The following is a 14,663-nucleotide window of genomic DNA, read 5'->3' on the forward strand; positions in this document are numbered from 1 at the left end:
CGCGGTAAATTTCTGGCCATGCCACGTGGACGCCACCGCAATTCCCCGCCCCTCCACAGGATCCTGCCGCCGTCGGCCGTGGCCGGGGCCGCGGCTCTGTGCGCCGCGGGTGCCTGGCTCCTCGCGGAACCCGTGGCGCTGCGCGGTCTGGTGGCCGTCACAGCGGCCACCGCCGCCACCGGCGCCTATCTGATGCGCAGTTGGGACCGGGCCGCGGGCCGGCGCGTCGCCGAACTGCTGCACGCGCAGACGAACGAGGAGTGGAAGAACGAAGAGCGAATAGCCGAACTCGAGACCGACGTCGAGGAATCGCGCGAGATTCGCACCAGGCTCGACGCCAAGCTCCGCGCGAAGCGGGCGGAACTCGCGAAGCTGCGCGGCGAGCACGCCGCGCTCCTGCGCCGGTACGCCACGGCGGAGACCGCGCGCGCCAGCGCGCTGGAGGGTCGGCGGCAGCTCGCCATCGAGGCGGCCACCGAGCCGAAGGCACTGCCGCCCGCGGGCAGTACGCCCACCGCGTCCGCGTACCACCGTGCCGCGCAGGCCCTTGACGACCTGACGCGCAACGGCGTGACACAGAGCACGAAGCGGATTCTCGAAGAGGCCCGTCGGCGGCAGCTCGCCGATCGAGCGGCCCGTGAGGCCGCGGCCGAGGCGGAACGGGCGAAGCAGGCCGCGAAGGCGGAGATGGTGCGCGCCCAGAAGGTCGAGCAGGAGAAGGAAGCGCGGAAGCGGCGCGCGGCCGAAGCGGCGGCAGCCGCCGAGCACACCCGCCCGTCGTCCGCGCTCCCGTTGAAGGCCCGGCCGTCCTCGTCCCTGCCGGCCACCCGCCCCCACCCGGGCGCGTCCTCGATCGTTCCGTACAACCGCCGGCACCGGCTCCAGCGGGGTCCCGAGGGAGGTTTCGACTTCTTCGGTACGCAGAAGGGCGGTTCGGCCGCGATCGATACGCCCACCGCGGACGCGGAGGACGGCGCCGCCGGACCGGAGACCCCGGACAGCGGGAGCGGACAGCCGGAGTCGGCGGAGCTGGAGCGGGCGCAGAGCGACGACCTCGCGGATGCGGCCGGTGAGGAGGCCCTTGACGAGCCGCGCGGGAGCGACGGCCGGGCGGTGGGCCAGGTCATCGACCTGACCGAGCACGACGAGTCCGAGTCGCTGGGCCAACTGCGCAGTGCGATCGGCTCCTAGGGCCCGCCCGCAGAACACACCCCTCGCATCCATCGGGGGACGCTGGTTTCAACTCGGTCTTGAGATCCGCGCGGTGAGCGGTTCGGACGTGACCGTGACGTCGCTCCGGGGGACCGGACCGGGCGGGCCCCGCTACTTGTCGATGTCGCCGACGACGAAGAAGAGCGAGCCGAGGATCGCGACCATGTCGGCGACCAGGGTGCCCGGCAGCAGCTCGGTCAGCGCCTGGATGTTGTTGAAGGACGCCGAGCGCAGCTTCAGCCGGTACGGGGTCTTCTCGCCCTTCGACACCAGGTAGTAGCCGTTGATGCCGAGCGGATTCTCGGTCCAGGCGTACGTGTGTCCCTCGGGCGCCTTGAGGACCTTGGGCAGCCGCTGGTTGATCGGCCCCGGCTCCAGATCGGCGATGCGGTCCAGGCACGCGTCCGCGAGGTCCAGTGAGTTGTGGGTCTGCTCCAGCAGACACTCGAAGCGGGCCAGACAGTCGCCCTCCTCGCGGGTGACGACCTTCAGCGTGTCCTGGAGCTCCCCGTAGGCGAGATACGGCTCGTCGCGGCGCAGGTCGAAGTCGACGCCCGAGGCCCGCGCGATCGGGCCCGACACCCCGTACGCGTGCACGGTCTTGGCGGTCAGGACACCGACGTCACGGGTGCGGCCCCGGAAGATCTCGTTGCCGAGGACCAGCCTGTCGTAGACGTCCATCCGCGAACGGACCTGCGCGACCGCGTGCCTGGCGCGGTCCAGCCAGCCCGCGGGCAGGTCCTCCTTGAGACCGCCGACGCGGTTGAACATGAAGTGCATCCGGCCGCCGGAGATCTCCTCCATGACGGCCTGGAGCTCCTCGCGCTCCCGGAACGCGTGAAAGACCGGGGTGATGCCGCCCAGTTCGAGAGGGTAGGAGCCGAGGAACATCAGATGGTTGAGCATCCGGTTCAGCTCGGCCAGCAGGGTCCGGGTCCAGACGGCGCGCTCGGGCACCTCCATACCGAGCATGCGCTCGACGGCCATCACCACGCCGAGTTCGTTCGCGAAGGCCGACAGCCAGTCGTGGCGGTTGGCGAGCATGATGATCTGGCGGTAGTCGCGCGCCTCGAACAGCTTCTCGGCGCCCCGGTGCATATAGCCGATGACCGGCTCGGCCTGCCGGATCACCTCGCCGTCGAGCACCAGACGCAGTCGGAGCACACCGTGCGTCGAGGGGTGCTGGGGCCCGATGTTGAGCACCATGTCCGTGCTCTCGGCCGCGCCGCCGATGCCGACCGTCGTGCGGGTGGTCTCCGTCATGCGGGCCAGTCTCTCAGAGCCGTGCCGACCGGAACCATCAGCCAGCCGAAGTCCCCGAGGCCGCCCCGGGCGGTCAGTTCGGCGGCCTGGCCGGCGGTGGCGAGCGCGCGTACGTAGGAGGCGGGGTCGGCCGTGGCCAGGGAGAGCGGGGGGCGCTCGCCGCTGACGCCGAGGCGGTGCAGGGCCTCGCGCTGGCTCAGTACGAAGGCCTCCGCGCCCCCCGCGCCCTCCCTGCCCACCGCGCCCTCCTTGCCCCGGAGGCCGACCGCCGCCGCGCACGCGTCCAGCGCCACATGGGCGGTGATGTCGCCCCTGCCGTCCGGCACCGGGCGCACCTCACGGCCGCCGCGGAACCCGGTCAGCGTCCCGAACAGCGGCCGGTCCTCCCGTACGTGCGCGTAGTCGACGGCCACCGCCAGCCCCCGCTCCACCCCCGCGACGGCCGCGGCCCACGCCTCGTCCCGCGTACGGCCGATCTCCGCCCGCGCGCCCGGCTCGGCCATCGGCCACCACCGCGCGAGCCACGCCGCGTCCGAGCCCTCCACCGGATCGCCCGGCCGCTCCGTGCCGTCGGGGCCCACCAGGACGTAGCGCACCGTCCCGTCGGGCCCCCTCTCCGCGACGTCCACCGGCACGTTGTCCAGCCACTCGTTGGCGAACAGCAGCCCCCTGATCCCCTCCGGGGGCCTGTCGGTCCACTCCACACGGGGATCGAGTCCGGGCGGACGCGCGGCGAGTTCGACGGCGTACGGCCGTACCGCCAGCCCGTCCGGTACGGCGGCCAGGACCCCCGTCAGCAGTTCCCCGCGCCCCGCGCCCATGTCGACCAGGGCGATCTCGTCGGTCTCCAGCGCCTCGGCGGTCGCCACCAGGAGCCGTGCGACGGCCGCCGCGAAGAGCGGTGAGGTGTGCACGGAGGTGCGGAAGTGCCCGGCAGGCCCCTCAGGGCGCCGGTAGAAGCCCTCCGGGCCGTACAGCGCGCTCTCCATGGCCGCGGCCCATCCACGGGCCTCCAGCACGCCCCATGGAGCCCCCTCGGCCTCGTCGCGCTTACCGTCCTCATCCGTCACGGACCCAAGTCTCCACCTTGGGGAGTACGCGCCGACCGACCGGATCGGCCCTCCGGTTGACCCTTCTGCCTTGGTGGCGTCCCTACGCTGGGTTACGTGCAGCGTCTCTATGACTTTCTCCGTAGACACCCGACGGGCGTCGACAGCTTCTGGGCTGTGGTGCTCTTCGGGTTTTCCATGCTGTGGGTGGTCGTGGAGGCGGGTGCGGGCCGGGCGCCCGCGGCCTTGGCCGGGTTGATCGTTCTGGTGCTGTCGCTGACCGTCGCGCTGCGGCGTCGCGCTCCGGAGAAGATGCTCCTGGTCGTGGCCGGCCTGGGCGTGCTCCAGGTCCTGACGGACATCCGGCCGAACCCCGGCGACTTCGCCATGCTGGCGCTCATCTACACCGTCGCGGCCCGGGGCGGTCCGCGCTGGGCCACCCAGCTGGGGCTGATCGGCGGCCTCGCCGCCGCTCCGCTGGCCCAGCTCCGCTGGCCCACCACCGAGGCGAGCAGCAGCGGACAGTTCTTCCTGACCGTCGTGCTGGCCGTGCCCTTCGCGCTCGCCTGGGTGCTCGGCGACTCCGTCCGTACCCGCCGCGCCTACTTCGCCCAGCTGGAGGAGCGCGCCACCCGGCTGGAGAAGGAGCGCGAGGCGCAGGCCAAGGTGGCGGTCGCCGCCGAGCGCGCGCGGATCGCCCGCGAGCTGCACGACGTCGTCGCGCACAACGTGTCGGTGATGGTCGTCCAGGCCGACGGTGCCGCCTACGTCCTGGACACCGCGCCCGAGCAGGCCAGGCAGGCTTTGGAGACCATCTCGGGCACCGGACGGCAGGCGCTGGCGGAGATGCGGCGGCTGCTCGGCGTGCTGCGGACCGGGGACGTCAAGGAGAGCGGCGAGTACGTGCCGCAGCCCGACGTCCAGCAGATAGAGGACCTCGTCGAGCAGGTGCGGTCGGCGGGGCTCGCCGTGGACTTCAAGGTCGAGGGCACCCCCCGCTCGCTGCCGAGCGGCGTGGAGCTGACCGCGTACCGGATCGTGCAGGAAGCCCTGACGAACAGCCGCAAGCACGGCGGACCCGATGTGGGAGCCAGCGTCCGTCTGGTCTACTTCGACGACGGGCTGGGACTTCTGGTGGAGGACGACGGGCGCGGCGCGGGCCATGATCTGTACGTGGACGGCGGCGCGGACGGCCGGGGCCACGGCCTCATCGGGATGCGCGAGCGCGTCGGCATGGTCGGTGGCACGCTCGACGCGGGGCCGCGGCCGGGGGGCGGCTTCCGGATCAGCGCGCTGCTGCCTCTGAAACCGGCGCACTGAACCGCGCCCGCCACCGCTGCTCCGAACCCGGCTCGACGACGGCCGGCTCCGACTGCGAACCACCTTCGACCGACCGACCGACCGACCACCGACCGAGCACCGACAGACCGACCACCCACCGACCGCCGGCCCCAACGGACAAGGAACCCGCCGATGTCGATCCGCGTGATGCTCGTCGACGACCAGGTGCTGCTCCGCACCGGTTTTCGCATGGTGCTGGCCGCTCAGCCGGACATGGAGGTCGTCGCGGAGGCGGGCGACGGCGCGGAGGCGATCGAGAATCTGCGCTCCACCTCCGTGGATGTCGTCCTCATGGACGTACGCATGCCCCGGCTCGACGGCGTGGAGGCGACCCGCCGGATCTGCGCGGAGCCCGGCGCGCCCAAGGTGCTCATCCTGACGACGTTCGACCTCGACGAGTACGCCTTCTCCGGGCTCAAGGCCGGTGCCAGCGGCTTCATGCTCAAGGACGTGCCGCCGTCCGAGCTGCTCAGCGCGATCCGCGCCGTGCACAGCGGTGACGCGGTCGTCGCCCCGTCCACGACACGGCGGCTGCTCGACCGCTTCTCGGCCATGCTGCCGAGCGGCCGGGAGAACAAGGCCGTCGCCGGCGCGCTGGACCGGCTGACCGGCCGTGAGCGTGAGGTCATGCTGCTCGTCGCCCAGGGGCTGTCGAACGGCGAGATCGCCGCGCGGCTCGTCCTCTCCGAGGCGACCGTGAAGACCCACGTGGGCCGCATCCTCACCAAACTCGGTCTGCGCGACCGCGTGCAGGTCGTGGTGCTCGCGTACGAGTCCGGGCTGGTGCGGGCCGGAGGCGGTGCCGTCTGATGCTCCTCTGGATCAACGGACCCTTCGGCGGCGGCAAGACGCAGACGGCGCACGAGATCGCGCGTCGGCTGCCGGGGAGCGTCATCTGCGATCCGGAGCGCGTCGGGTTCGGGCTGCACCGCATGCTGCCTCCCGCGCTGCGGGGCGACTTCCAGGACCTTCCCGCCTGGCGGCACGGGGTGCGCGAGGTGCTCGATCTGGTGCTGCGTGAGCACGACGGGACGGTGATCGCCCCCATGACCCTCGTGCACGACCGCTACTTCAAGGAGATCGTCGGCCGTCTGCGCGAGGAGGGCCACGACGTACGCCACTTCGCGCTGCTCGCCGAGCGTGAGACCGTCCTGAAGAGGCTCAGTGAGCGCGGGCTCGGGAGGGGACCCAGGCGGGAGAGCTTCGGCGTCGCCAAGCTGGACCACTGTCTGGAACGGCTGTCCCGGCCGGAGTTCGGCGAGCACATCCGTACGGACGACATGACGGTCCCCCAGGTCGCCGACACCGTCGCCGGGTCGGCGGGGCTGCGGCTCGCCCCGAACACCGACGGCGCCTTCCGCCACCGGCTGCGGCGCGCCTGGATCAGCGTCAAACACATCCGCTTCGACTGACCCCCAGGCCGTCTGACCCCCAGGCCGTCCGCGCGCCGTCTCCCCGACGCGCCTGTCATCGCAGCACACCCTCCAGGAAGTCGCTGCCCAGCCGGGCCACCAGCGTCACGTCCAGCTGGTGCAGCACGTAGCGCCCCCTGCGACGGGTCGTCAGCAGCCCCGCCCTGCGTATCACCGCCAGATGCCGGGACACCTCCGGCGCCGTTATCCCGTACGTGTCGGCCAGCTCGCTCGTCGTGTACGAACCCCGCGCGAGACTCCTGCACAGCCGCATCCGCATGGGGTGCGCGACCGCCTCTAGACGGAGCTTGACCGTCTCCACGGAGGGCGCCCCGCCCGTCGGCTCCGGACTGCCCACCGGATACTGCACGACGGGCTGCCAGCCGGGCGCGTGCAGCGCGAGCAGATGCGGCCAGCCGAAGGCGGTCGGCAGAAAGGTCAGCCCCGATCCGGCGGCGCTCGTGCTTCCCGAGGAGAGCTTGTCCACGACGACGGCGGTGCCCTCCCCGTTCTCCTGGAGACTCACGGCGGACGAGACGGCGGCGAGGGCTTCCGAGAGTCCCCTGCGCCGCAGCAGTTCGGTCTTGTGCCGGGCGTCGGCGGCCAGCTGGACCCGGACGCGCTGCCAGGTCTCGGCGAAGAACGCCTGGTCGCAGTCCTCCATCAGCCGCCGTATCCACGCCCGGACGGCCGGCGGGTCGGCCAGCATGCGCCGTACGAACGCGGACTGCCGGGGTCCGCGCGCCGCCGCCAGCTCCAGCGCGCGCTCCCGGGTGCGGGCGTCCACCAGCGGGGACGGGGCGCCCGTGTCGTACTGGCTGGCGCAGGAGATCTCCAGCGCCGCCGCCACATACCGCTCGTCCGGCATCCGGTCGAGGTCGTCCAGCTCCTCCGCCAGCGTCTCGCGGGGACGGGCGGGCAGCAGGATGTCCGAGCGGGTGGACCGCCACAGGAAATCCGCCTCGTGCAGCCGGTCGGCCAGCTCCGGCTTGAGCGCGGCCGAGGTGGAGGTGACCCAGCCGTGGAGCCGGGCGTGGTGCCCGGGCTCGGACAGCGCGTGCAGGGCTGCGGCCAGTTCGGCGAGCGGGGACGGTCCGAAGACGATCCGCTCCTGGGGCAGCCCTGTGATGTCGATGGTCACGCTCATGCGTCCATGCTGCACGCCGCCACTGACAGCGGGGCCGACGATTGACGGCGCCCGTCAATCGACGGGCCGGTGCGGGCCCGGCGACCGCCCCCGGCGCGCCGGTCAGGCCGGCCCGTGACCGGCCCCGGACTCCTCCTTCACACGGGCCATGAACTCGCCCACGGCCCGCCGGACGTCGTCCGCCGTCCACTCCAGTCCGTCCTCCGCCACCGTCACCTCGGTCACCGAGACGCCCGGCGGACCGGAGCCCGAGTCGAACCAGCGGCGGAAGAGCGACACCCCGCTCTCCTCGGCCTGCCGCACGGCCGCCTCGTTCAGCACCCGCGCGTCGTAAGGAAGCCAGACCTGGAACTGGTGGGTGTGCGGCCGGCGGGGATGCACCCGGAACCAGGGCGCGACCGGCCCTGCCCCCGACTCCGCGAACGCGTCCGCCAGCGCCGCCGCGACCACGCGCGCGTGGGCGACGTACGACGGCAGCCGTGGCAGCTCCCGCTCCAGCCCGAGCAGCGCGGACAGCGCCGCCGGAAACTGCTGGAAGACCTGTCCTCCGTACCGATGCCGCCACACCCGTGCCTCCTCGACGAGCGTCGAGGACCCCACGAGCACCGCTCCGGACATCGCGCCGAGCGACTTGTAGAAGGACACGTACACGCTGTCCGCGAGCCCCGCGATCTCCTCCAGCGGGCGGCCGAAGTGCGTCACGCTCTCCCACAGCCGCGCGCCGTCGAAGTGCACCACCGCGTCGCGCTCGCGCGCCGCCGCCACCACGGCGACGAGCTCGTCCCACGCCGGCAGTACGAACCCCGCGTCACGCAGCGGCAGTTCGAGCATCAGGGTGCCGAACGGCTCGTCCGTGTCCTGGATCTCCTCGGCCGTCGGCAGCCGGGGCTCGGACGTCGGATGGATCGTACGGAGCCCGCTCACCACCGGCAGGGCGCCGCCCTCGTGCACCTCCGGGTGCGCCATCGGGTGCAGGGCCACGGTCGCGTTGCCGGTGCGCCCGGCCCAGCACCGCAGTGCCACCTGCTGCGCCATCGTGCCGGTCGGGAAGAACGCGGCGGCCGGGAAGCCGAGGAGGGCCGCGACCCGGCTCTCCAGCTCGGCCACGACCCCGTTCCCGTACACGTCCGCCCACTCGTCGAGGTCGTAGACCGACGACGCGTCGGCCGCCAGCGCGGCCAGTTGTTCCCCGACGGGACGGTCGGCGTGGCCCCGCCAGAGAATCCGTTCCGAGGCGTGCCAGGCGGCCAGCCGCCGCCGTCGTTCGTCCTGCTCGCTCGTGTCTCCCATGGGCCGATCATCGTCCACGAGGCCCGCTCCGCCCAGTGCTTTTACCAGGGACGCCCGCACCCTGTAAACAGTCGGGGAATGCCACGAATCGCTGGCGTAGCATGGCGAGAAATCGTCCGGTACCCGTCGCGGACTGGAACGGAAGGCCCCGCCGCGTGAACGCATCAGCAGTCCCCCTCGATCCTCGTGACCCACGGGACAGGCCCGCCAGGCTCACGGTCGGAGTCGTCGGTTCCGGTCGTGTGGGACCGGCGCTCGCGGCCTCTCTCCGCCTCGCCGGCCACCGCCCGGTCGCCGCGTCGGGCGTCTCCGACGCCTCTGTACGGAGGGCGGCCGTCCTGCTGCCCGAGGTGCCCCTCGTGACACCCGCCGAAGTGCTCGCCCGCGCGGAGCTGGTGCTGCTGACCGTTCCGGACGACGCGCTGCCGGGTCTGGTCGAAGGGCTCGCCGAGACCGGCGCCGTCCGTCCGGGACAACTGCTGGTCCACACGTCGGGGCGGTACGGCACGAAGGTGCTCGCGCCCGCGCTGCACGCGGGCGCGCTCCCGCTCGCGCTCCACCCCGCGATGACGTTCACGGGTACCTCCGTGGACGTCCAGCGGCTGGCGGGCTGCTCCTTCGGGGTCACGGCCCCCGACGAACTGCGGCTGGCCGCCGAGGCGTTGGTCATCGAGATGGGCGGCGAGCCCGAGTGGGTCGAGGAGGACGCCCGCCCGCTCTACCACGCGGCCCTGGCGCTCGGCGCGAACCACCTGGTCACCCTTGTCGCCCAGGCGATGGAGCTGCTGGCCAAGGCGGGGGTCGGGGCGCCGGACAGGATGCTCGGCCCGCTCCTCGGCGCCGCCCTCGACAACGCGCTGCGCTCCGGCGACGCGGCCCTCACCGGCCCCGTGGCGCGCGGTGACGCGGGCACCGTCGCGGCGCACGTCGCGGAGCTGCGGGAGCACGCGCCCGCCGCCGTGCCCGGCTATCTGGCGATGGCCCGTACGACGGCCGACCGGGCGCTCGCCCACGGTCTGCTCAAGCCGGAGCTGGCCGAGGACCTGCTGGACGTCCTGGCCGACGGCGGCCACCGGCCGGGGAGCGACCGATGAGCCTCGAACTGGCGTCCACGCGCGCGGAGCTGGACGGGCTGCTCGCCCGGCACGGCCACGCGCGGACGGCTGCGGCCGAGGGAGCCCCGGCCCCCCGTACCGCCGTCGTCATGACCATGGGCGCCCTCCACGACGGTCACGCCGCACTCGTACGAGCCGCCCGCCGGCACGTCGGCCGGGCCGGCTTCGTCGTCGTCACTGTCTTCGTCAACCCGCTCCAGTTCGGCGCGAACGAGGACCTGGACCGCTATCCCCGGACGCTCGAATCGGACCTGAGGACGGCCGGGGCGGCAGGGGCCGACGCCGTGTTCGCGCCGTCCGCCGACGAGGTCTACCCCGGCGGCGCGCCCCAGGTGCGGATCTCCGCCGGGCCCATGGGGGAGCGCCTCGAAGGCGCCGTACGTCCCGGGCACTTCGACGGCATGCTCACCGTCGTCGCGAAACTGCTGCACCTCACCCGTCCCGACATCGCCTTCTACGGACAGAAGGACGCGCAGCAGCTCGCGCTGATCCGGCGGATGGCCCGTGACCTGAACTTCCCCGTCGAGATCGTCGGCGTGCCGACCGTCCGTGAGGACGACGGGCTCGCCCTCTCCAGCCGTAACCGCTACCTCTCCGCCGCCGAGCGCAGGACCGCGCTCACCCTCTCCCGCGCGCTCTTCGCCGCGAGCGACCGCCTCGGCGCCCAGAACGCGCTGCGCGCCCGCGCGGAGTCGGCGCCGACCTCCACGACACGGGCCGCCGCCCTCTCGGCGCTCGGCGAGGCCCGCGCCGCCGCCGACAGCCACGCGGTGGCCAACGCCGCCTCCGGTACGCCGCGGACGGGGGCCTGCGGCGCGCACGCCGTACGGTCCGCCGCCCGCGTCGTCCTCGACCAGGCGGTCAGGGACAGCGCGTCCTTCACGCTCGACTACCTCGCCCTCGTGGATCCCGCCGACTTCACCGAGGTCCCCGACGATCACACCGGCGAGGCGATCCTCGCCGTGGCCGCGCGGGTCGGCCGGACGCGGCTGATCGACAACATCCCCCTGACGTTCGGAGCCTCCCAGTGACCGCCGAGCCCATACGGGAGTCGGGCCCCGCCCGCCCGCCCGGCATCCAGCTCACGGCGCCCGTGCCGGGCTGGTCCGTCGACGCAGACGTGGTCGTGGTCGGCTCCGGGGTCGCCGGGCTCACCACGGCGCTGCGCTGCACGGCGGCCGGTCTCAGGACGGTCGTCGTCACCAAGGCCCGCCTGGACGACGGCTCCACCCGCTGGGCGCAGGGCGGCATCGCCGCGGCGCTCGGTGAGGGCGACACCCCCGAGCAGCACCTGAGCGACACCCTCGTGGCGGGCGCCGGCCTCTGCGACGAGGAGGCCGTACGCACCCTGGTCACGGAGGGGCCCGACGCCGTACGCCGGCTGATCGGGACGGGCGCGCGGTTCGACACGTCGGCGGCGGGCGAGCTCCAGCTGACCCGCGAGGGCGGCCACCACCGTCGCCGTATCGCCCACGCGGGAGGCGACGCGACCGGCGCGGAGATCTCCCGCGCCCTGGTCGACGCCGTGCGCGACGCGGCCCTTCGGACCGTCGAGAACGCGCTGGTGCTCGACCTCCTTACGGATGAGCACGGCAACACCTGCGGCGTCACCCTCCATGTGATGGGCGAGGGCCAGCACGACGGTGTCGGCGCCGTCCGCGCCCCCGCCGTCGTCCTGGCCACCGGCGGCATGGGCCAGGTCTTCTCCGCGACGACCAATCCGCCCGTCTCCACCGGCGACGGCGTGGCGCTCGCGCTGCGCGCCGGCGCGGAGGTCTCCGACCTCGAATTCGTCCAGTTCCACCCGACGGTGCTCTTCCTCGGGGCCGGGGCGGAGGGCCAGCAGCCGCTGGTCTCCGAGGCGGTACGGGGCGAGGGCGCCCATCTCGTGGACGCCGACGGTGTCCGCTTCATGCTCGACCAGCACGAACTGGCCGAGCTGGCGCCCCGCGACATCGTCGCCAAGGGCATCACGCGCCGGATGCGGGAGCAGGGCGTCGACCACATGTATCTGGACGCCAGGCACTTCGGCGCCGAGATGTGGGCCACCCGCTTCCCCACCATCCTCGCCGCCTGCCGGTCCCACGGCATCGACCCGGTCACCGAGCCCGTCCCGGTCGCGCCCGCCGCGCACTACGCGTCCGGCGGCGTCCGCACGGACCTGCGCGGCCGTACGACCGTGCCGGGCCTCTACGCCTGCGGCGAGGTGGCCTGCACGGGCGTCCACGGCGCCAACCGGCTGGCCTCCAACTCCCTCCTCGAAGGCCTCGTCTTCGCCGAGCGCATCGCGGCCGACATCGCCGCCGTCGCGGGGGGCCGCCGCCCCACCGCGTCGGCCGACGCCAAGCCCGCGGCTGCGACGGCCGACGCCAAGCCCGCGGCTGCGACGGCCGACGCCCGGCCCGCGGCCGCGTCGGCCGGGTCCGCGGCGCTCCTGCCGCTCATCGCGCCCGAGGCGCGCCTCACGATCCAGCGGATCATGTCCGAGGGCGCCGGGGTCCTCAGGTCCGCGACCAGTCTGGGCGTGGCCGCCGAGGCACTGGAGGCCGTGTTCCAGGACGCCCTGAACCCGACGGACCCGGCTCACCTCGGCAAACCCGTCGAGCCGGGCGTCGAGTCGTGGGAGACCTCCAACCTCCTCTGCGTCGCCCGCGTCCTCGTGGCCGCGGCCCTGGAGCGCGCGGAGACCCGGGGCTGCCACTGGCGCGAGGACTTCCCCGAGCGGGACGAGGCCGACTGGCGCCGCCATCTCGTCGTACGCCTCGGCACGGGCCGTGCCCTGGAGCTGAGCCGGACCGACACCCCCGTATTTCCCGCCGTACACACCCCGTAGATCTCTCCGTCCCCCAGGGAGCCGTTACCGTGAGCACGCCCGAAGACAGTCCGCGCCCCGAGGCCGTGGACGTACCGCTCATCCAGATCGGCGCCCCGGCGTCCGCCGCGGGGGGTTGCGGCGACGGCTGCGGCTGTTCCGACGGGGAGGAATCGCTGGAGTGCGGTCTGGACCCCGCGCTCGCCGAGCTGCTGGCCGAGGCGGGACTCGACCCCGTCCAGGTCGAGGACATCGCGCACGTCGCCATCGGTGAGGACCTCGACCACGGCCTGGACGTGACGAGCGTGGCGACCGTCCCCGCCGACGCCGTCGCCACCGGCGACTTCACCGCCCGCAAGAGCGGTACGGTCGCCGGGCTGCGCGTTGCCGAGGCCGTGCTCTCCATCGTCTGTACGGAGGACTTCGAGGTCGAGAGGCACGTCGAGGACGGCGCCCGCGTCGAGGCCGGCGACACGCTCCTGAGCGTCACCACCCGCACCCGTGACCTGCTCACCGGGGAGCGCAGCGCGCTCAACCTCCTGTGCCGGCTCTCCGGTATCGCGACGGCCACGCGCGCGTGGGCCGACGCGCTCGAAGGCACCGGCGCGAAGGTGCGCGACACCCGTAAGACGACACCGGGTCTGCGCGCCCTGGAGAAGTACGCCGTGCGCTGCGGCGGGGGAGTCAACCACCGGATGTCGCTTTCCGACGCGGCGCTCGTCAAGGACAACCACGTGGTCGCGGCGGGCGGGGTCGCGCAGGCGTTCAAGGCCGTACGGGAGCGGTTCCCGGACCTGGCGATCGAGGTCGAGACCGACACGCTGGAGCAGGTCCGCGAGGTCCTGGACGCGGGGGCCGATCTGATCCTGCTGGACAACTTCACCCCGGCCGAGACGGCCGAGGCGGTCACGCTCGTCGCCGGCCGCGCGCTGCTGGAGTCGTCCGGCACGCTCTCCTTGGAGAACGCCCGCGCGTACGCCGAGACCGGCGTCGACTATCTCGCCGTCGGCGCCCTCACACACTCCGCCCCGATCCTCGACATCGGTCTCGACCTGCGTGAGGCGGCTGTCTGATGCTGCTCACCATCGACGTCGGCAACACGCACACCGTGCTCGGTCTGTTCGACGGCGAGGAGATCGTCGAACACTGGCGCGTCTCCACCGACGCGCGCCGGACGGCCGACGAACTGGCCGTCCTCCTCCAGGGACTCATGGGGATGCACCCGCTGCTCGGCGAGGAGCTGGGCGACGGCGTCGAGGGCATCGCGATCTGCTCCACCGTGCCCTCCGTCCTGCACGAGCTGCGCGAGGTCACCCGCCGCTACTACGGAGACGTGCCCGCCGTCCTGGTCGAGCCCGGCATCAAGACCGGCGTACCGATCCTCGTGGACAACCCCAAGGAGGTAGGCGCCGACCGGATCATCAACTCGGTCGCCGCCGTCGAGCTGTACGGCGGCCCGGCCGTGGTCGTGGACTTCGGCACGGCCACGACGTTCGACGCGGTCAGCGCGCGCGGGGAGTACACCGGCGGGGTCATCGCGCCCGGCATCGAGATCTCCGTCGAGGCGCTCGGCATAAGGGGCGCCCAGCTGCGCAAGATCGAGCTGGCGAGGCCGCGCAGCGTGATCGGCAAGAACACCGTCGAGGCGATGCAGTCGGGCATCGTGTACGGGTTCGCGGGCCAGGTCGACGGGGTCGTGACACGGATGGCGCGCGAGCTGGCCGACGACCCGGGCGATGTGACCGTGATCGCGACCGGCGGCCTGGCGCCGATCATCCTCGGCGAGGCCACGGTGATCGACGAGCACGAGCCGTGGCTGACCCTGATCGGGCTGCGACTGGTGTACGAGCGGAACGTGGCCCGGATGTAGCTCCGGGCCGGTTCGGGATCGGGCGCCGGGCGGCCGGGAGAGGGCCCGTCCGGCGGTCGAGCCGCAGGTGGCGACGGAGATCCCGGCGCGCCGCAGCCGTCGCGTTTAGACGATTTTGTGCGATTCGTGAGTATCGTCACCCCATGCCCACG

13 protein-coding genes are annotated in these 14,663 nt (G+C 73.1%); 9 read left to right on the top strand and 4 right to left on the bottom strand.

Annotation, left to right across the window (positions count from 1 at the left end; translation table 11 throughout):
* The first annotated feature begins 18 nt into the window (after positions 1-18).
* Positions 19-1,191, top strand: coding sequence for a hypothetical protein (locus tag ACFWU9_RS15600; protein WP_384318454.1), 1,173 nt, complete (start codon positions 19-21; stop codon positions 1,189-1,191).
* Positions 1,192-1,323: 132 nt separating this feature from the next.
* Here ACFWU9_RS15600 and ACFWU9_RS15605 read toward each other — a convergent pair whose 3' ends face one another.
* Together ACFWU9_RS15605 and ACFWU9_RS15610 are read right to left on the bottom strand one after the other, a co-directional pair.
* A complete protein-coding gene (locus tag ACFWU9_RS15605) occupies positions 1,324-2,475 on the bottom strand; it encodes an NADH-quinone oxidoreductase subunit D (RefSeq protein ID WP_384318456.1) in 1,152 nt (383 codons plus the stop codon).
* Positions 2,472-3,464, bottom strand: coding sequence for an SAM-dependent methyltransferase (locus tag ACFWU9_RS15610; protein WP_384318550.1), 993 nt, complete (start codon positions 3,462-3,464; stop codon positions 2,472-2,474). The genes ACFWU9_RS15605 and ACFWU9_RS15610 overlap by 4 nt, the downstream gene beginning before the upstream one ends.
* Positions 3,465-3,641: 177 nt before the next feature.
* On the opposite strand from ACFWU9_RS15610, the gene ACFWU9_RS15615 reads away from it, so the two are divergent.
* The 3 genes from ACFWU9_RS15615 to ACFWU9_RS15625 all read left to right on the top strand — a co-directional run bounded on the left by ACFWU9_RS15615 (position 3,642) and on the right by ACFWU9_RS15625 (position 6,277).
* Positions 3,642-4,844 carry a sensor histidine kinase gene (locus ACFWU9_RS15615; protein WP_384318458.1) on the top strand — a complete coding sequence of 401 codons (1,203 nt, stop codon included), beginning with the start codon at positions 3,642-3,644 and terminating at the stop codon, positions 4,842-4,844.
* 153 nt (positions 4,845-4,997) lie between these two features.
* A complete protein-coding gene (locus ACFWU9_RS15620) occupies positions 4,998-5,675 on the top strand; it encodes a response regulator (protein ID WP_384318460.1) in 678 nt (225 codons plus the stop codon).
* Positions 5,675-6,277 (top strand): AAA family ATPase, encoded by a 603-nt coding sequence (locus tag ACFWU9_RS15625; RefSeq protein WP_384318462.1) that lies wholly within the window; start codon positions 5,675-5,677, stop codon positions 6,275-6,277. The genes ACFWU9_RS15620 and ACFWU9_RS15625 overlap by 1 nt, the downstream gene beginning before the upstream one ends.
* Before the next feature lie 55 nt (positions 6,278-6,332).
* On the opposite strand, the gene ACFWU9_RS15630 is transcribed toward ACFWU9_RS15625, so the two are convergent.
* On the bottom strand, positions 6,333-7,424 hold the full coding sequence (locus ACFWU9_RS15630; protein WP_384318464.1) for a DUF5937 family protein: 1,092 nt from the start codon (positions 7,422-7,424) through the stop codon (positions 6,333-6,335).
* Positions 7,425-7,526: 102 nt separating this feature from the next.
* Complete coding sequence (locus ACFWU9_RS15635; RefSeq protein ID WP_384318466.1) at positions 7,527-8,714, bottom strand: threonine aldolase family protein; 1,188 nt, start codon at positions 8,712-8,714, stop codon at positions 7,527-7,529.
* A gap of 155 nt (positions 8,715-8,869) precedes the next feature.
* Between ACFWU9_RS15635 and ACFWU9_RS15640 the strand changes: the two genes are divergently transcribed.
* From ACFWU9_RS15640 to ACFWU9_RS15660, 5 genes are read left to right on the top strand one after another with little or no spacing between them, the layout of a single operon-like run.
* A complete protein-coding gene (locus tag ACFWU9_RS15640) occupies positions 8,870-9,808 on the top strand; it encodes a Rossmann-like and DUF2520 domain-containing protein (protein ID WP_384318468.1) in 939 nt (312 codons plus the stop codon).
* A complete protein-coding gene (gene panC, locus ACFWU9_RS15645; RefSeq protein ID WP_384318470.1) occupies positions 9,805-10,860 on the top strand; it encodes a pantoate--beta-alanine ligase in 1,056 nt (351 codons plus the stop codon). Before ACFWU9_RS15640 ends, panC begins: the two co-directional genes overlap by 4 nt.
* Positions 10,857-12,662 carry an L-aspartate oxidase gene (locus ACFWU9_RS15650; RefSeq protein ID WP_384318472.1) on the top strand — a complete coding sequence of 602 codons (1,806 nt, stop codon included), beginning with the start codon at positions 10,857-10,859 and terminating at the stop codon, positions 12,660-12,662. The genes panC and ACFWU9_RS15650 overlap by 4 nt, the downstream gene beginning before the upstream one ends.
* 29 nt (positions 12,663-12,691) lie before the next feature.
* A complete protein-coding gene (gene nadC / locus ACFWU9_RS15655) occupies positions 12,692-13,714 on the top strand; it encodes a carboxylating nicotinate-nucleotide diphosphorylase (RefSeq protein WP_384318474.1) in 1,023 nt (340 codons plus the stop codon).
* Positions 13,714-14,511, top strand: coding sequence for a type III pantothenate kinase (locus tag ACFWU9_RS15660; RefSeq protein ID WP_384318476.1), 798 nt, complete (start codon positions 13,714-13,716; stop codon positions 14,509-14,511). The genes nadC and ACFWU9_RS15660 overlap by 1 nt, the downstream gene beginning before the upstream one ends.
* Positions 14,512-14,663 lie beyond the last annotated feature (152 nt).

Origin of the sequence: Streptomyces sp. NPDC058653 (genome assembly GCF_042716895.1) — a bacterium.
In the GTDB taxonomy this organism is placed as follows: domain Bacteria; phylum Actinomycetota; class Actinomycetes; order Streptomycetales; family Streptomycetaceae; genus Streptomyces.